This is a genomic window from Veillonella parvula, assembly GCF_040094895.1.
GTDB lineage: Bacteria > Bacillota > Negativicutes > Veillonellales > Veillonellaceae > Veillonella > Veillonella parvula_L.
The window spans coordinates 80824-99850 of record NZ_JBBNGV010000002.1; the positions used below are offsets into that span (position 1 = coordinate 80824).

General features: G+C 39.5%; 15 protein-coding genes and 1 tRNA gene. 4 read left to right on the forward strand and 12 right to left on the reverse strand.

Going from position 1 to position 19027, the window contains the following annotated elements; genetic code table 11:
• Window positions 1-2: 2 nt before the first annotated feature.
• The 9 genes from purN to AAAT26_RS04415 form a co-directional block, all read right to left on the reverse strand.
• Window positions 3-626 (reverse strand): phosphoribosylglycinamide formyltransferase, encoded by a 624-nt coding sequence (gene purN, locus AAAT26_RS04375; RefSeq protein WP_278470626.1) that lies wholly within the window; start codon window positions 624-626, stop codon window positions 3-5.
• Entirely contained in the window at window positions 619-1680 is a 1062-nt protein-coding gene (gene purM / locus AAAT26_RS04380; RefSeq protein ID WP_278452069.1) for a phosphoribosylformylglycinamidine cyclo-ligase, read from the reverse strand. The genes purN and purM overlap by 8 nt, the downstream gene beginning before the upstream one ends.
• Entirely contained in the window at window positions 1667-3085 is a 1419-nt protein-coding gene (purF, locus tag AAAT26_RS04385; RefSeq protein WP_101928954.1) for an amidophosphoribosyltransferase, read from the reverse strand. The genes purM and purF overlap by 14 nt, the downstream gene beginning before the upstream one ends.
• A gap of 11 nt (window positions 3086-3096) precedes the next feature.
• Window positions 3097-3825: a phosphoribosylaminoimidazolesuccinocarboxamide synthase gene (gene purC, locus AAAT26_RS04390; RefSeq protein WP_021147770.1), complete on the reverse strand. Its 729-nt coding sequence runs from the start codon at window positions 3823-3825 to the stop codon at window positions 3097-3099.
• A 101-nt stretch (window positions 3826-3926) separates the two neighbouring features.
• Window positions 3927-4418: a 5-(carboxyamino)imidazole ribonucleotide mutase gene (purE, locus tag AAAT26_RS04395; protein WP_101928953.1), complete on the reverse strand. Its 492-nt coding sequence runs from the start codon at window positions 4416-4418 to the stop codon at window positions 3927-3929.
• Between the two features lie 433 nt (window positions 4419-4851).
• Complete coding sequence (locus AAAT26_RS04400) at window positions 4852-5292, reverse strand: hypothetical protein (protein ID WP_287509530.1); 441 nt, start codon at window positions 5290-5292, stop codon at window positions 4852-4854.
• Window positions 5293-5303: 11 nt separating this feature from the next.
• Window positions 5304-5750, reverse strand: coding sequence for a hypothetical protein (locus AAAT26_RS04405; protein ID WP_287509532.1), 447 nt, complete (start codon window positions 5748-5750; stop codon window positions 5304-5306).
• Between the two features lie 27 nt (window positions 5751-5777).
• Complete coding sequence (locus AAAT26_RS04410; protein WP_004693737.1) at window positions 5778-6353, reverse strand: xanthine phosphoribosyltransferase; 576 nt, start codon at window positions 6351-6353, stop codon at window positions 5778-5780.
• Window positions 6354-6607: 254 nt separating this feature from the next.
• Window positions 6608-7513 carry a LysR family transcriptional regulator gene (locus AAAT26_RS04415; RefSeq protein WP_004693739.1) on the reverse strand — a complete coding sequence of 302 codons (906 nt, stop codon included), beginning with the start codon at window positions 7511-7513 and terminating at the stop codon, window positions 6608-6610.
• Between the two features lie 267 nt (window positions 7514-7780).
• Between AAAT26_RS04415 and AAAT26_RS04420 the strand changes: the two genes are divergently transcribed.
• The 3 genes from AAAT26_RS04420 to AAAT26_RS04430 all read left to right on the forward strand — a co-directional run bounded on the left by AAAT26_RS04420 (window position 7781) and on the right by AAAT26_RS04430 (window position 13229).
• On the forward strand, window positions 7781-11521 hold the full coding sequence (locus AAAT26_RS04420; protein WP_349208918.1) for a phosphoribosylformylglycinamidine synthase: 3741 nt from the start codon (window positions 7781-7783) through the stop codon (window positions 11519-11521).
• A 165-nt stretch (window positions 11522-11686) separates the two neighbouring features.
• Window positions 11687-12922 (forward strand): FprA family A-type flavoprotein, encoded by a 1236-nt coding sequence (locus AAAT26_RS04425; RefSeq protein ID WP_004697979.1) that lies wholly within the window; start codon window positions 11687-11689, stop codon window positions 12920-12922.
• 216 nt (window positions 12923-13138) lie between these two features.
• A tRNA-Ser gene (locus tag AAAT26_RS04430) sits at window positions 13139-13229 on the forward strand.
• A gap of 90 nt (window positions 13230-13319) precedes the next feature.
• Here AAAT26_RS04430 and mmuM read toward each other — a convergent pair.
• The 3 genes from mmuM to AAAT26_RS04445 all read right to left on the reverse strand — a co-directional run bounded on the left by mmuM (window position 13320) and on the right by AAAT26_RS04445 (window position 17496).
• The gene (gene mmuM / locus AAAT26_RS04435; RefSeq protein WP_349208990.1) at window positions 13320-14345 is read right to left on the reverse strand and encodes a homocysteine S-methyltransferase; all 1026 of its coding nucleotides are present in this window, start codon (window positions 14343-14345) and stop codon (window positions 13320-13322) included.
• Window positions 14346-14421: 76 nt separating this feature from the next.
• Window positions 14422-15207 carry a basic amino acid ABC transporter substrate-binding protein gene (locus AAAT26_RS04440; protein WP_038125788.1) on the reverse strand — a complete coding sequence of 262 codons (786 nt, stop codon included), beginning with the start codon at window positions 15205-15207 and terminating at the stop codon, window positions 14422-14424.
• A 351-nt stretch (window positions 15208-15558) separates the two neighbouring features.
• Window positions 15559-17496: an OPT family oligopeptide transporter gene (locus tag AAAT26_RS04445; RefSeq protein ID WP_349208919.1), complete on the reverse strand. Its 1938-nt coding sequence runs from the start codon at window positions 17494-17496 to the stop codon at window positions 15559-15561.
• Between the two features lie 246 nt (window positions 17497-17742).
• Between AAAT26_RS04445 and pepT the strand changes: the two genes are divergently transcribed.
• Window positions 17743-18966 (forward strand): peptidase T, encoded by a 1224-nt coding sequence (gene pepT / locus AAAT26_RS04450; protein WP_156697147.1) that lies wholly within the window; start codon window positions 17743-17745, stop codon window positions 18964-18966.
• Window positions 18967-19027: the final 61 nt, after the last annotated feature.

Genomic DNA, 19027 nt, shown 5'->3' on the forward strand with positions numbered 1-19027 from the left:
CATCAATCTTCAATATATACAACACGACCTTTTATAGTGAGCTTATCCTCACAAAATAGTCGTAATACCTCTTTATATGTTTTATGTTCAATAGGCAATAATCTATCACTCAGAGTATCCTCTGTATCCTCCGGTAATAAAGGAACCGTATTCTGCATAATGATAGGTCCTGTATCCATTCCGGCATCAACAAAGTGTACCGTACAACCGGTTACCTTTACGCCCGCATCAATAGCTTGTTGATGTCCATGTAGTCCCGGAAAGGATGGCAACAAGGCAGGATGGATATTTAAAATTCTATGCTCATAGTGCTCAATCAATGGAGCCCCTACAATGCGCATATATCCGGCCAAAACGATACCATCTACCTTATAGGGCTCTAACGCATCTAACTGAGCCTGTTCAAAGCTAGCTTTAGAATCATAGTCGCTACGCTCGATGACAATGAGTGGGATATTCCAAGGTTTAGAACGTTTAACAATCCCTGCATCACCGTGATCTGTAATGATAACTACAAACTCACCATTAATATATCCTTCTTGCATGGCTTTATAGAGGGCTTCCCCATTGGAGCCTCTACCGCTTGCGAATAGAGCTAGACGTTTTTTAACTACGGAACTAGTCATTAAATACCGCCCCTTTTACAACAACTGGACCTTCGCCTTTAACGATATGACCAATTTCATAAACCGCTTCATTACGACTTTCAAGATTTGCCTTTACTCGATCCACATCCGCAGCGTCCACTATGAGGATCATGCCAATGCCCATGTTAAAAGTACGGTACATTTCATGCCAATCTACATTGCCCCATTCTTGTAGCTTTTCAAAAACTGGAAGGCGAGGCCATGTATCACAATCGATCTCTGCCGTTACTCCCGTAGGTAAGACGCGAGGAATATTTTCATAGAAACCGCCGCCCGTAATATGAACCATACCTCTAATTAAATCTTCTTTAATCAACGGTAATACAGCTTTAGGATATAAGTGCGTTGGCGTTAATAATTCTTCTCCCAGTGTTTTGCCAAATTCAGGAATATCTTGATCAATGGAGAAACCCTTATGATCAAATACAATTTTACGAACTAACGAGAAACCATTAGAATGAACCCCAGAAGATGGTAACCCAAGGATAACATCTCCTGCCTTGATACTTTCACCAGTAATCAATTTAGGACGATCTACGATACCAACGGCAAAACCAGCTACATCATAATCCTCATCATCGTAGAAACCTGCCATCTCAGCAGTTTCACCGCCTAGTAAGGCGCAGCCTGATTCTTCGCACGCCTCAGCTACACCGCGTACGATATCTGCCACTTTTACAGGCTCTAGTTTGCCAACCGCAATATAATCGAGGAAAAATAAAGGTGTAGCACCTTGTACGAGGATATCATTAACACTCATAGCTACACAGTCTTGACCGATAGTATCATGTTTATCCATCATGATAGCGAGACGTAATTTGGTGCCCACCCCATCTGTACCAGATACGAGCATAGGATCAGACATAGCATGACCAGCTAAAGAATAGAGTCCTCCAAAACCACCTAAATCACCAACAACACCTGGTGTATACGTCCGTTTAACAGATTCTTTCATCAATTCTACGGCGCGATTACCTGCATCGATATCAACACCTGCATCGCGATAGGTTAAACTAGTTTTATTCGAGCACATATTTGACCCCTTCCTCTTGGTCCGCAGGAACCGCTACACTATAATCACCATTGAAACATGCAAAACATAAATCATCTGGCTTTACATCAGATACAGCACGACATAGGCCTTCACGAGACAAGTAATGTAATTTATCAGCCTTGATAAAATCTCTAATTTCATCCACTGTATGAGTAGCTGCTATAAGTTCTTTACGCACTGATGTATCAATGCCATAGTGACAGGAATACTCAATAGTTGGAGAACTAATACACATATAAATCTCTTTAGCACCAGCTTCTTTTAGCATTTTTACAATGATACCACTCGTAGTACCGCGCACAATAGAATCATCAATAAGGACGATACGCTTACCTCCAACAATATGTGGCAATGCATTTAGCTTCATACGAACAGCTAATTCTCGTTCCTCTTGATTTGGTTTAATAAAGGTACGGCCGCTATAACGGTTCTTAACTAAACCTTCCGCAAAAGGGATACCCGATGCACGAGCATAACCTAATGCAGCTGTTGTACCGGAATCCGGAATGGACATTACGATGTCTGCATCATACTTAGTTTCGTTATATAGTTCGCGGCCCATATTTAGCCGAGATTGATATACGGATTGACCATCGATATGACTATCGCCACGTGCAAAATAGATGTATTCAAAGACGCAAAGTTTTTTGTCGATTTTTTCTGGTTCCGCATACATAGTACTACGCACACCAGAGTCATCGATGATAACCATTTCACCAGGATCTATATGACGAATAAACTCTGCCTTAATCGCATCAAAAGCACAACTTTCACTAGAGAGCACATAACCATTTTCAGTTTTACCTAAACAAAGTGGTCTAAATCCTTGAGGGTCTCGTACACCTACTAAAGAGTCGTTCGTAGTAATGACTAAAGAGAACGCCCCTTCAATTTGACGCGCCGCATCGGCAATGCGTTCCGCTTGTGTTTCTGCTTTAGAACGAGCTATCAAGTTTACGATAACCTCAGAATCCATCGTCGTTTGAAAGATGGAACCATCGGCTTCTAGGCGTTTTCGAATAGATAAGGCATTCGTTAAATTGCCATTGTGAGCCACCGCAATTTGACCGCCTTGGTAGTGAATAACCAAAGGTTGAATATTACGCGGATTATTAGACCCTGTCGTAGAGTACCGCACATGTCCAGTCCCCATATAGCTTGGCAATGCTGGTAATTCTTTGATAGCCTCAGTCAACAAGCCCATGCCTTTTTTCAGTTCTACATCATGACCATCGGTAACAGCAATACCCGCACTTTCTTGACCACGATGTTGGAGAGCAAATAGCCCCCAATATACATAGCGTGCTACATCAACGGTCCTATCATAGATGCCGAACACACCACACTCTTCGTGCCATTTATCAAAAACAGAATCGTAGTTCATCTTCCCCCCTATTAGGCACGCTCACCTGTAAGGCGGAATAACATTTCCTTATATGCTTCTTCAATATTACCAAGATCCCGACGGAAACGATCTTTATCGAGTTTTTCACCAGTTGTAGCATCCCAGAAACGGCATGTATCAGGAGAAATTTCATCACCCAATAAAATTTCACCATTATGGGTACCAAATTCTAATTTAAAATCTACAAGGGTTACATTTTTAGTAGCCAAGAATTTTTTCAAAATATCGTTTACCTTTAAAGTAATTGTAGAAATTACGTCAAGTTGCTCTTGAGTGGCCCAACCAAGTGCAGTGATTTGGGATTCGTTGGCAAACGGATCGCCTAGTTCATCGTTTTTATAGCAGAATTCAAGAATTGGATGTTTAAGTGGTGTACCTTCTTCAATGCCAAAGCGTTTAGCCATAGAGCCAGCCGCAATATTACGAACGATAACTTCAAGAGGAACTATTTTCAATGTAAGTACTGTTTGGTTGCGATCATCTTCACGACGAACAAAATGAGTTGGTACGCCTTCTTTTTTCAACAATTCAAAGAAGAAAGAGGAAATTTTATTGTTCAACACGCCTTTACCAAGAATGGTGTCATGTTTTTCACCATTAAATGCAGTGGCATCATCTTTGTAATGAACGATGTACTCATCTTTGTTATCTGTTGCATATACTTGTTTTGCTTTTCCTTCATACAATAATGTTAATTTTTCCAAATCGATGTTAGCCATGATCTTTCTCCTTTATCATAATTAATGATACAAACTATATAATAGATATCTAAATAAACTGTTTTTCTTAACCAACATTTAATCACCGATGATTTACATGATTAAATTTGAATAGCACCTTGTAATTCTGCATTGTCTGCCAAGACTTTTTCAGCCATATCTTTACGATATTGTTGATATTGTTCTTTCAGGTCTTTATTGAAAGCTGCTCCAATTTGTACTGCAAAGAGAGCCGCATTTTTAGCACCATCTACAGCCATGGTTGCTACAGGCATGCCAGATGGCATTTGTACAATAGCAAGTAGAGAATCAATACCTTTTAATGCGGTTGCATTAAGTGGGATGCCGATAACTGGTAGTGTAGTAAAGCTCGCCACTACACCAGGTAGGTGAGCCGCTGCGCCTGCACCAGCAATAAAAGCAATAGCTCCTTCACCTTCAAGTCGTGTAACAAAATTCTTTACAGCCTCTGGGGTACGATGAGCTGAGGCAATAACCATTTCATAGGGAATGTTAAATTCATCAAGTACGGCAGATGCTTTTTTCATTGTGTCCAGGTCAGACTTGCTGCCCATGATAATACCGACCTTCATAGATCCTCCTAATAAAAAAGCCCAGCCAAAACAGACTGGGACAAATACGCGCAAATAGCCTCCGTAGACTTGCTTTGAGTTTGTTGATTTGCATAGTTCACGGTGCTACCTCCTTCTTGTACTCAAATTGTAACACCTAACATTTACAAAATCAATACTATTTTCGAATATTTTTTTATTAAATATTTTTATTATTCGTTATATTCCGAACTATTACAAAAATATAGATTGCATCATATAAATTAATTTTAAATAAATCTGAAAAATAAAATACTGCCTTTTCAATCTTATAACAACACAAACTTATTCTATCGATCAAAATATTTATATGTTTTTTCTTATCCATACAAAAAGAGGATAACCCGTTTATAAACAGGTTATCCTCTTTTCATAATTCCGAACATTAGACCACTCAACTTGTATCTATTATTGATTAGTGAGTACCACTTTCAAAGGCAGTTTTTAATTCACCTACAGATTCTGGAATATAATCTACGATAGAAGACATCAACGCATACATCAATGCAGGCTCGAACGCATCATCACCACACATATATACGCAATCCAAGTACAGGCTAGAATCTTGTTCATCAATATATAGTTTATAATTTTTATATGTCGCATTGTCACGATTAATTAATGCATTTAAGGCATTCATATTTTGTGCTGTTACCTTTTCAGGTCCTAACACTAAACGAACTACACTATAAATAGTGTTATCGAGAATGACGAATAAAGGCATATCCCATAAAGGAGACTTGATATAAGAACGATATACTACTGTACCGTCTTCATCATCAAAATCCTTCCGTTCAAAAGATATGATTTCTTCTTCTTTCAAAAACTTATCAAATAATAAGGATTTAGGATTCATAACAACCTCTATTAAGCTAAGCCAGTTACTTTAAGAATATCTTTATGTACAGCATCTAAATGCGGTTGAATAACTTCAAGCATAAGATTCACTACTACAGTAGGATCAAATTGTTCATTCAAACATGGTATAGACACATCCATATAAATGTTATTGTCTTCATTGCTCACGTAATATTTAGATATCTTGTAATCTTGATTTAACGTGTTAAGTTCTTTCAATACCGCAGGAATCACTTTTTTATCAATAGATGTTGTTGTGATAGCGATGCGTACATAGGTGAACGCAGAATCGTCTACAACGATGAACACAGGCAAGCTATGCTCATGAACATCCAAACGACCATGATATACAACTGTGTTAAGATCGTCTGTCATTTCTTCCTTTGTAAACCAAGTGTTACCGCCTTTGTTAAGGTCAGCAACAAGTAAGTCGAATTTTTCTGCTTTTTTATTCATAATCTCCTCTAACAATAATCAGACAAATTAGTCTTCGATAAACACACAACCATTATCTTTGAATTCTTTAATGCGAACTAAAGACTCTACACGGTAGCCCGCATTTTCCAAGCGTTCACGACCAGGTTGGAAGGACTTTTCGATAGCAATCGCCATGCCAACTACTTCATCACCTGCGTCTTGAACCAACTTAGCAAGGCCCATAGCCGCCTCACCAGACGCCAAGAAATCGTCGATAATCAACACTTTTTCACCAGCTGGCAAGAATTTTTTAGAAATAGTGATATCATAATTCTCTTCTTTTGTATAAGAGTACACAACACTATGATATACATCATCTACCATAAGGATGGATTTTTTCTTACGCGCAAATACCAATGGTACGTCTAGTTCAAGCGCGGCCATCAACGCCAACGCAATACCAGATGCTTCGATGGTAACAATACGTTGTACACCTGCATCACGGTAACGATCCGCGATTTCTTTACCAATCGCCTTAAACAATTGTGGATCGATTTGATGGTTTAAGAACCCATCTACTTTCAGCACTCGATTATTGAGGACAATCCCCTCTTCACGAATGCGTTCTTTTAATAATTCCATGTGCTCATACCTCCGCATAACTATCTTTAAATTTTAACGTAAACAACCCCTTAGGGTCAACCTATATCTAGTAAAAGTCTTATAATATACCCCATAAATATCATTGCAAATAAGACTTAAATATTTCATATATGAATTATATAACTCAACTGCTTTATAGGAATATAATATAGCACGGTAAAACTCACACTAATATATAAAAAGACACACTTTAAGAAATTTTCCTAAAGTATGTCTTTAAACATGTCTTTTTCTTATAAAACTTTATCTCGAGTACTTTCACGATTAACTAGCAAGGACGTAAATCTTGCAGCCCCTTCAGATTGAGGAACCAAGCGAGAACGCACAAGCACAATGTCGCGTGTTGGTACCGGAATATCTGTATCGATGCGCACAATAGTCCCTTCTTGCATTTTTTGTTGTACCACATGATTAGGCAACATGGAAATACCCATATTGATTTCTACAAGATCTAGTAATACATCGACGCTACCCAATTCAAAGCGAGGCTTACGACAAGCACCATGTGTTACATCGTCAAAGAATGTACGACTAGCAGAGCCTTTATGCAAGAGTAAAATAGGCTCGTTAAGAAGGCGCCCTTGATCAAAGAATCCTGCCCCTTTATAGTCAGGGCCCCCAACAAAGACGTCTTGAATGGTAGCTAGCGTAGTTACCTCTAGCTGAGGATTATCTCTCAAGCCCTCATAATCATTAACCACAGCTAATTGCGCCTCTTTATTGAGTACTAATTCTACACAATCAGGAGACGGACGATTAATGATATGTAAGCCAATTTCACTTTCTTGTAATTGCCATTTGTGGAAATAAGGCAATAGGAAATGGCGACACAAAGTATCTGTGGCAGCCAAATTTAAACTTTCATAAGCTTGACTAACCCGTTCTTGTAATTGGGTAACACCATTATCAAGAATGGAGAAAGCTTTAGCTACCGTATCAAACAATTCTTTACCTTCTGGCGTGAACCCTACAGATTTTGTAGTACGCACGAAGAGAGGCATATTAAGTTCTCCTTCTAATTGTTTAATACTTTGACTGATGGCGGATTGGGACACGCCTAATTCTTTTGCGGCACGGGAAAAAGATAAATATAAGCCTACCCCTAGAAAGGTTCTATATAAATCTGCAGATACTGCCATTTTATTCACCTCTGTTATATACTAATAGTAACTTCTTACTTTTAAATACACATATCATTACCCTATTATAACTATAGACTCTCAATATATAATGAATATGTAGAAATCTTCATGAAAGTTAGGTCTTATGACCTTCATGAACTTTTCATATTTATTAGTATTTCTAATCTTTTCATTAGTAAGATTATCTTTACTTATAAGTCTAGACCGACTATACTTAATTTGTCAATATCCCATAGGGAATTATATACATTACAGGAGGCTACAATGGCTATACAACGATTATTCGTAACAAAACGAGAATCTTTCAACCTAGAAGCGCAACGCATGTTACAAACCTTACAACAGGAATTATCTATGCCTGCTACAGCTGTGACTATCTATGAGCGATACGACATCGAAAATTTAGATGCAAAAGATCTAGAGTCTGCTAAAAATTTAATTTTTTCTGAACCTCCTGTAGATACTGTATTAGAAGAAATTCCAAATGTACAAGGCTTTGTATTTGCTGTTGAATATGTGCCAGGTCAATACGATCAACGTGCTGATAGCGCAGAGCAATGTATTTCTATGCTCACCCTTACATCCGGCCACATCGTGCGTTGTGCTCGCGTATATGCTATCGACGGCACCTTTACAAAAGAACAAGAAAATACCATCAAGGCCTACTACATTAACCCTGTTGATTCCCGAGAAGCGAGCCTTGACGTACCAAACACCTTAGCTCTCGATTTAGAAGATCCAAAACCGGTGGCAACAATCAATGGCTTTACTATGATGAGCGATGATGATCTAGAAGCCCTCATCAAAAACTATGGCCTTGCTATGACATTGGCAGACCTTCAAATGATTAGACATCAATACGCAGAGGTGGAGCACCGCGATCCTACGATTACAGAAATTCGCCTCTTCGATACATATTGGTCTGACCATTGCCGTCACACTACCTTTATGACTGAGTTAACAGATATTACCATTGAAGACAGCCGCTTCACCGGTTCTATAAAGGGAGCCTTCGAAGAATATATGGAAGGCCGTGCTGAGCTCTACACGACTAAGAAAAAAGCTCGCTCCCTCATGGACATGGCTACATCGGCGGTAAAAGAATTACGCCACGCTGGCAGCCTAACAAATCTCGATGAATCCGATGAAATCAATGCATGTACCATTATCGTACCTGTCGATGTAAACGGCAAAGCCGAAGAATGGTTATTATTGTTCAAAAACGAAACCCATAACCACCCTACCGAAATCGAACCATTTGGTGGCGCAGCTACCTGTTTAGGTGGCTGTATTCGCGACCCATTGAGCGGTCGCGCTTATGTATACCAAGCTATGCGCATCACAGGCTCTGGCGATCCACATACAAAACTTGAAGATACATTGGAAGGCAAATTACCACAAAGAAAGATCACCCAAGAAGCAGCTCGTGGTTACTCCTCTTACGGCAACCAAATCGGCCTTGCTACAGGTGAAGTAAAAGAATATTACCATCCTGGCTACGTAGCAAAGCGCATGGAAATCGGCGCAGTTATCGGTGCTGCACCTCGCAACCAAGTTCGCCGTGAGGTACCAGTTGCAGGCGATGTGGTAGTATTGCTAGGTGGTAAAACTGGCCGTGATGGCTGTGGTGGCGCTACAGGTTCCTCTAAAGAACATACCGTTGACTCTCTATCCACATGCGGTGCAGAAGTCCAAAAAGGCAATGCTCTTACAGAGCGTAAAATCCAACGTTTATTCCGTCGTGGCGAAGTAACGACACTTATCAAACGTTGTAATGACTTTGGTGCAGGCGGTGTATCTGTCGCTATCGGTGAACTAACTGATGGTGTATCAATCAATCTCGACTTAGTCCCTAAAAAATATGCTGGCCTCGATGGTACAGAGTTAGCCATCTCTGAATCCCAAGAGCGCATGGCCTGTGTTATCGCTGCTTCTGATGTAGAGGCATTCAAAGCATACTGCGACGAAGAAAACTTGGAGTGCACAGTTGTAGCTAAGGTAACTGATACAAATCGCCTTGTTATGAACTGGAATGGCGAAACAATTGTAGATATTAGCCGCGACTTTTTAAATACAAATGGTGCAAGTCAACAACAAGAAGCTATCGTAAAAGCTCCTACAGATCGTTCTTACTTCTTGCGCGGTTCTGCTAGTGCAGATAACTTCAAGGAAAAATGGCTCGCAGCCGTATCCGATTTAAATGCAGCATCCCAACAAGGCTTAGCGGAACGCTTTGACAGCACTGTGGGCGCCAATACGGTTCTCATGCCATTCGGTGGCAAATTCCAAAAAACGCCTACCCAAGGCATGGTTGCTAAATTACCGGTTCTAAACGGTGAAACTACAACGGCTAGTATTATGACTCACGGTTTTGTGCCTGAGTTATCTACATGGAGCCCTTATCATGGTGCGCAATATGCAGTGCTTTTATCTGTAGCAAAATTAGTAGCTCTTGGCGGTCGCCGAGAAGACGCATACTTAACATTACAAGAATATTTTGAACGCCTCAACTCCAAAGAATCTTGGGGTAAGCCAGTAGCAGCTTTACTTGGTGCTTATAAAGCACAAAAAGAACTTGAAATCGGCGCTATCGGCGGCAAGGACTCTATGAGCGGTACATTTATGGATCTTACCGTTCCCCCTACTCTCGTATCCTTTGCGGTTGGTACAGCTCATGTAGATAATATTGTGAGCCAAGACCTTAAAGGCGTAGATCACCGACTCGTATTCTTCGATGTACCTCGTACATACGATGACACCCCTGATTGGGATCGATTCAAAGAAAACTGCGATATACTACAAGAACAAATTGAAAAAGGTCGCGTATACTCTGCTTATGTAGTTGATCAAGGCGGCATTCCTGAAGCAGTCACTAAAATGGCCCTTGGCAACAATATTGGTGTTAAATTCGATAAATACGCTGAACGTGGTATCTTCCAACCAGCCCTTGGTTCCTTCATCGTTGAAGTAGATATTACGGCTGTTAATTATCTTTTAGAATTACCTGATGTGAAGGTTATCGGTGTAACCCAAGCCACACCTGTTATCGAATGGGAAGGACAATCTGTTTCTCTCAAAGAAATACAAGCTGCTTATGAAGCACCTCTAAACGATATCTTCCCTATGCATGCACCAAACGGCTTTGGTGAAGCAGTCGCTTACATTCATGATCAACACGCTAAACCTCGCAGCACCTCCCTAGGTGCCAAACCAAAAGTTCTTATTCCAGTATTCCCTGGCACAAACTGTGAATTTGACTCTGCTCGCGCCTTTGATCGGGCTGGTGCAGAAACAGATATCGTGCTTATCCGCAACCAAACTCCAGAACAATTAAAAGAATCTATCGACGTAATCAAAGCTAAATTAGCAGAGTCTCAAATTCTTATGTTCCCAGGAGGTTTCAGTGCCGGTGATGAGCCAGATGGTTCTGGTAAATTCATAGCCACCCTCTTCCGCAACCCATACCTTGCAGAAGGTTTAGAAAACCTCTTGTACAAACAAGATGGCCTTGTATTAGGTATTTGTAACGGCTTCCAAGCGCTCATCAAGTTAGGCTTATTACCTGGTGGACATATTGAAACGTTAACTGCAGATCATCCTACATTGACATACAATACCATTGGTCGTCACTTATCTCGCATGGTCAATACGAAAGTTATTTCCACAAAGTCCCCTTGGATGAGTGATGCTAAAGCGGGAGAAATTTACACGGTACCAATTTCTCACGGCGAAGGTCGCTTTATAGCGTCTCCTCAACAAGTGTTAGAGTTCAATAAAACTGGCCAAATCGCTACACAATATGTAGACTTTGATGGTATCGCCTCCATGGATAGTTGCTTCAATCCTAACCAATCTGTAGCTGCTATCGAAGGTATTTATAGCCCTGATGGTCGCGTATTCGGCAAAATGGCACACTCCGAACGCTGTGGTGCAGGCATCAGCAAAAATATTCCTGGCCAATTAGAAATGCCAATCTTTACATCTGGTGTAAAATACTTCAAATAATTGGTCACTATGAACTTTCATGTGAAAGCCTACTTCTTCAAGTAGGCTTTTTCAATATTGATTTTTTTCGAAAATATTAGTATTATAAATTGATACTATATTTACAGACATGAGTTCTCATGTAAAGCTATACATACCTAGTGTGGGTTAAGAAAGGATTTTATTATGCATTGTGCTCAGAAAATGACTCATAATATCTACTGGATTGGTAGTAATGACTGGACAACAGAACGTTTCGAAAACTTATTTCCTATTCCAAATGGTGTTAGCTATAACAGCTATTTCATCGACGATGAAAAGACTTGTGTGGTAGACTCTGTAGATGCTGAAATTCGTGAAGAGTACTTCGACAACTTGACTCACCTCTTAAATGGTCGTGAACTTGATTACATCGTCGTAAACCATATGGAGCCTGATCATTGCCAAACATTATTGGAAACATTGGAACGGTATCCAAATTGTAAAATGGTAGGTAATGCTACAACATTCCGCATGTTTGAGCAATTCTATAACACTCCAAAACCAGAACAATACCATCAAATTAAAGAAGGCGATGAAATCTGTTTAGGTAAACATACTTTGGTTTCTTACACTATGCCTATGGTTCACTGGCCTGAAGTAACTTGTACATACGAAAAATCTACAGGCACATTGTTCTCTGCAGATGCTTTTGGTACATTCGGTACAGTTAATGGTAATATCTTTGCTGATCAAACCGATTTCGTAGCTACATACGAAGAAGAAGCTCGCCGTTACTATACAAATATCGTTGGTAAATATGGACCACAAGTACAAAATGCGCTTCGCAAAATTTCTAGCCTTGATATCAAACGGATTGCTCCACTTCATGGTCCAATCTGGCGCACCCCTGAATCTATCCAATATATCACACACAAATACTTACATTGGTCCAGCTATACAGCTGAGAAAAAAGGTGTTGTTATCGCTTTTGGTTCCATGTATGGCAATACTCGTGCTATTGCTCAACAATTGGCTAAACAACTCTCCAAACGTGGCGTTACAGATATCAAAATTTACGATGTTTCCAAAACTAATGCTTCCTACATCATCTCCGATGCTTGGAAATATACTAACTTGGTAACTATCGCACCTACATATAACTTGAATCTATACCTTACTATGGAAAACTTTATCCATGAATTAAAAGCCCTTAACTTCCAAAACCATAAGGTTTCCATCATCGGTAACCACTCTTGGGCTTCCGCTGCGATGAAAACAATGGTTTCCCATTTCGAAAATGACTTCAAAGACATTGAAATCGTTTCCGAACCACTAGATATCAAATCCTCTTTGAAAGAAGAAGATCTTCCATTAATTGAAAAAATGGCAGACGATATCAAAGCATCCATTGAAGCTGCTGAAATTAAAGACGTATTCTAATACAAGAGCCGCCTATTTAGGCGGCTTTTCTTTTTATATACCACATTTTATACGCCTAAAACCAAGCTATGATTTTTGGTTTATATCCATTTATTGAGATCAAATACTATATTTTAAAAGCCTTGTAAATATGCAATAATTCTACTGTTTTTTTGCTTGACATAAATCTAACTTTTTCATATACTATACAAGTACCTGTTACACAACAGAATACATGGAGAGGTGTCCGAGCGGCTGAAGGAGCATGATTGGAAATCATGTGTGCGGTTATCCCGTACCCAGGGTTCAAATCCCTGTCTCTCCGCCATAGTAAAAGCAGTGCTTATGCACTGCTTTTTTATTTGCAAATAAAGAGACGATACACATGTATCGTCTCTTTTATATTTAAAGTCATATATTAATTGTGAATTTTCTTTGCAATATCACCGATAATCTCAGGTGTCGTTCTACAACAGCCACCAATGATTTCAGCCCCAGCTTTTCGCCATACTTCAACGTAGTCTACAAATGATGCAGGATCTCCAAACCAAGTCTTAGTTTTACTATCATAGCTTTCACCAAGATTAGGATATACAGTAATCGGTTTATCTGTAACCGTTCGAATATCTTTAATCAAAGATTCTACATGTTCAGGTTTACTACAATTAATACCAATCCCCGTAATAGAATGGACCTTATCAATCATTTGTGCGCATTTAATGATGGTTTCACCACTAGAAACATGGTGACCATCCTTACAAGAAAAAGCAATCCACCCGGGAATACCTTTTGATGTAAACGGATCAGACATAGCTCTTGCGATAGCAATAGCTTCAGCATAAGACGGTATGGTTTCAAAGGATAATATATCTGGGTTTTCTTCACAGAATAATGCTAATCGAGGAATATGGAATACTTCCAGATACTCTGTTTGCACATCAGGATACCCACGATATTCAGAGCCATCAGCCAAGAAAGCGCCATAAGGTCCTACAGAAGCTGCCACCAACGGTTTAGGTAATGCACCTTCAGAAAAATATCTAATTCCCTCAGGAGTCTCTTCACCAAGCGTAATCCCACGCAATGTAAGTGCCCCATTCGCCTTTGCTTCTAAAAACTCATTACGAGCTTGCACGGCTAAACGAACAGATAGTTTAACGAGCTCTATCGCTTCTTCCGTGCCATAACCTAAACCTTTAAAGCCTGCTACTGTCGCTTGATAGCCAGAGCTTTGAATGATATCGGCACCCGCAGCTAAATAAGAAATATGTATTTTCTTAATGATATCTGGCTGATCCATGAGAACCTTAGCAGACCACAACTTATGTTGAATATCACAGCCATAACGCTCTAATTCGGTCCCTAAAGCCCCATCTAAGACGAGGGCGCCCTTTTCCTTAATAATATCTAAAAATGCACTTCGTTTAGCCATCATATCACCCATTCTATACATACCTCATATAACACGAGGCTTACCTAGCATATTATATCAAATAATACATTCTGGTACTATCTACAAACTATTTTAATACCTCTGCTGGAGGCTCCTTACCAAACCATTTCTTATAAATTTCTGCGTATTTACCGTTTGCTTTGATCTTAGCCAAACCATCATTGATTTTGTTAAGCAACTCTGTATTGCCTTTTTTCACAGCAATACCTAGTGGTGCCGCATCATAGTCCTCTCCAGTGACCTTTGCGATACCTTTGCCCTTACCATTAACATAATATTCGTTTACTGGTGTATCATTGATGACTACATCGACACCTTTATTTTGTAGTTCTAAGAAAGCATCGACAATAATATTAAACTGACGTACATCGGCATTGGGAATCTTGCTAGCAATCTCTGCACCAGTAGAACCAATAGAAACACCAATGCGCTTGCCTTCTAGATCCTTAAAGCTATTAATATTGGTGTTATCAATATTCACAACGAGACCATTACCTGCAATATAGTACGGTTTACTAAAGTCAACAGATTTTGCTCGTTCTTCAGAAATAGTCATATCCGAAATAGCGATGTCGATGGTATTACTTTGTAATGCTGGTAAAAGCGCATCAAAGTTTAGATTTTGAATATCTGCTTCTATGCCCTCTTCGTTTGCAATCGCATTGATAATATCAATATCAAATCCAGCTAATTTACCACTATCTTTGTCTTTAAAACCAAATGGTGCATAGGTCGCATCAGTACCTACGCGCCATGCCTTCTGACTATTACCCGCATTACCACAGCCTGCGATTAATAAACTACTAGCAATGGTGAAAGCCCCTAATAGAGCTGCTATTTTCTTAAATTTCATATTATTACCCTTACTTCTCTCCGTTCTATCTAGAAACAGAGTTCTTCTTAATCAACTAATATATTTATACTTACACTTATGAGCATAATAAAAATAATACCTCTAAAGGTATTATAGTTTTATGATAACATTCGATATAGTAAGGGTCAATAAATCCAACTATACCAATAGGTATTGAATTGATATAGTTTTTAGCTATATCGAAAATAACATTCCTAAGTATATAAAAAGACCGCCTTTACCAAGCACAGATGAAACTTGATAAAGGCGGTCATCCCCAAAATGGAGGATTCCTGGTTATTTATAGAATAAATAAGCTATTCAATTCATTTAGGATATATAGTATATAATTTATTTAGCATGTTTAGCTTTTATATACATAGCTACCTTGTACAAGAACGTACAGAGTAACAAGTACATTACGATACTAAGGTATGTCGCTTCAGGTGTTTCTACCCAAGCTTGAGCAAATACATCAACACCTGCAATGCGAAGTACCGCACTGAACAAGGATCCAATAGCACCACCGGCTACGAGACCAGAGGCAATTGTACTACCTTTGGAGAAGCGAAGATCTGCCAATTCTTTGTCTTTTGTACTATTTTGTACAAGATACGCAATCAAACCTCCGATAAGTAATGGTGTATTAATTTCCATTGGCAAGTATGTACCCAAGGCAAATGCCAACGGCGGAACTCTTACCATCCACAAGATAATTGCAAATAATGCACCAGCCATGTAAAGAGGCCATTGAGCACTACCACCAGTCATCATTGGCTCAATGATGGCAGCCATAGCATTCGCTTGAGGTGCATTTAATGCATGATCTCCTACAAATCCATAAGCATCGTTTAAAAGAATCATAACACCTACAGAAAGTACGGCACAAAGAATAGTACCAACGATTTGCCATTGTTCCATTTTCTTAGGTGTAGCACCTGTCATATGTGCCACCTTAAGTTCAGACATAAAGTTACCAGCCATCCCAATAGTAGTACCAATAAAGGATGCCATCATGAGGACTGCAATCATACCGACCTTACCAGTCATACCTGCTGCGGTTAAGCATACAGCGGAGATAATAATCATAAAGATTGTCATACCTGAAACTGGTTCTGTACCTGTATAAGCGATGGAGCTAATCCCCACTACAGATAATAGGAATGACATAATAAGAACAATTAAGAATGCTACAATTGTTTGTCCGAAGCTTTCAGCATACATAAAATGGAAATATGCTGCAAATAAAACTGTACATAACAAGATGCCAGCACCAATCCAAGATGTAGATACATCACGTTGTGTACGAAGCAAATTAACATCTACAGTTTTAGAACTAAAGATATCAAGCACTGCATTTTTAACAACATTTGCTACCACTTTAGACATTGTAATTAAACCAATAATGCCTGCCATAGCGAGCATGCCGATACCAATATGACGAACATAATCGAGGAATACCTTGCGAATTGGGGCCTCGCCCAATGGAACTGCATGACCGCCAATTTGCATGATATGTTCAGGTGCTAAATAGTACACAATCGGAATACATACAAACCAAGAGAAAAAAGAACCGGCTGCAATGATAGCCGCATAGCGAAGGCCCGTGAAATAACCAAGGCCAAGCAATGCTGCATCAGTATCTACCGCTGCAGTTAGCTTAGTTTGATCTGCAAGAGCTGCCCCCCACTTAAAGGTAGCAGTGCGAATAACCTCTTGCCACCACCCCAAACTATTAAGAATAAAGTCATACACGAGAGCAATTAAACCAGAGCCAAGCATAAGTTTTGCTTTGCTGCCCTCATTACTCATCAATACTTCCGCTGCAGCACGACCACTTGGGAACGGATACACATAGTGCATTTCCTCAACGAAATAGCGACGGAACATAACGCATAATAAAACACCTAAAACGCCGCCAAGAATGATAGGAATCGCCATTTGTACAAATGATACATCTGTTACATTCCAGATGTAAAGAGCTGGCAAGAAGAACATAGCCCCTGCTAATGTGTTCGTACTAGAACTAGCGATAGCTTGAATGTGTACCGTTTCGGCAAAAGCATTTTGCCGCTTTAAAATAACTGCTGTACCCATAGCAAGTACAGATACTGGCGCAAAAGCATCTACTGTTTGACCGATTTTCAAACATAAATAGCCAACAGCCAGTGTGAAAACTGCCGCATAGAACAAGCCCCAGAAGACTACATATGAGTTAATCTCTACGTAATCTTTCTTAGGATCTAACACCGGTTCTATGGGTGGAATGGAACGAACCTCGTCCGACATAGTAAAACCTCCTCACAGAAAAAGTACAAACGTATAACTATTCACCTTTATACTAACACGGTACTACACATGGTTCAATGGTTTTCTATGCACTATGCGAATAAAACAATACACCCCCTATAAATAATTATTTTGCATTTTTGGCGTCCCTGTTCTACAATGAAAGTATATTAAGAATCTCTATTATGTAACGGTATCGTATACTGCCCTGTATAACACGTATGTTTACTTACGAGGAGGCTCATTATGGAATCAATGGTCGAACGTTTTGTACGCTATACGAGCATAAATACACGGTCTAATGAGGAAAGTACAACCATTCCTAGTACTCAAACTCAAGTAGACTTTGCTACGAATGTGCTCGTCCCCGATTTAAAAGCAATAGGATTAGATGAGGTTATTTATAATCGTGAAAATGGTTTTGTCATCGGCACATTAAATGCTAATACTGATGAGAAAACTCCTTCCATCGGCTTCATTGCCCATATGGATACAGCTGATTATAACGCAGAAAATATTAAGCCTCGTATCGTAGAAAACTATGATGGTAGTGATATTTGCCTTAACGAAGAACATCAAATCTTCACCCGTCGTACAGATTTTCCTAACCTAAAAAATTACATTGGCAAGTCCTTAGTTGTAACCGATGGTCTAACACTCCTCGGTGGTGATGACAAGGCTGGCATCTGTGAAATCATGGAAGCCCTCGCCTATCTCGTATCTCACCCAGAAATTAAACATGGTAAAATCATGTGTGCTTTCGGTCCAGATGAAGAAATCGGTACTGGTGCTGACCACTTCGATGTTAAACAATTTCCTGTAGACTATGCTTACACTATCGATGGTGAAAGCCTAGGCCAACTCGAATATGAAACCTTTAACGCTGCTGGCGGTACAGTAACCCTCAAAGGCGTATCCGTTCACACAGGTACTGCCAAAGGCATTATGATCAACTGTGCTAAACTAGCTATGCAATTTGACGCTTTATTACCAGGAGCAGCTGTTCCTGAGCACACATGTGGTCGCCAAGGTTTCTTTATGCTCATGAGCATGGAAACACAAGTAGATACCGGTAAAATGAACTATATTATCCGCGACCATAATAAGGAATTGTTCGAAGCAAAAAAAGCATTCTTCTTACAAGCAGGTCAAACATTGAATGAAATATATGGGCGTGAAGTATGTGAGGTCTCTGTAAAAGACCAATACTATAACATGTACGATATCATCAAAGACAATATGGAATGCGTAAACGTAGCCAAAGCAGCAATGAAAAAAGCTGGAATTACACCTATTTGTGATCCTATTCGCGGTGGTACAGATGGATCCAAAATCTCCTTCATGGGCATTCCTACACCAAATATTTTTACAGGCGTAGAAAATCTACATGGTCGTCATGAATTCGCATGTATCGATGATATGAAAAAAGCTGTTGAAGTTATCGTTAATATTGTAAATATTGAAAAATAATAATATTAGCAAAGCAGTACTAGATAACCAAAAAGGACTATACGAGCCTAGGCTCGTATAG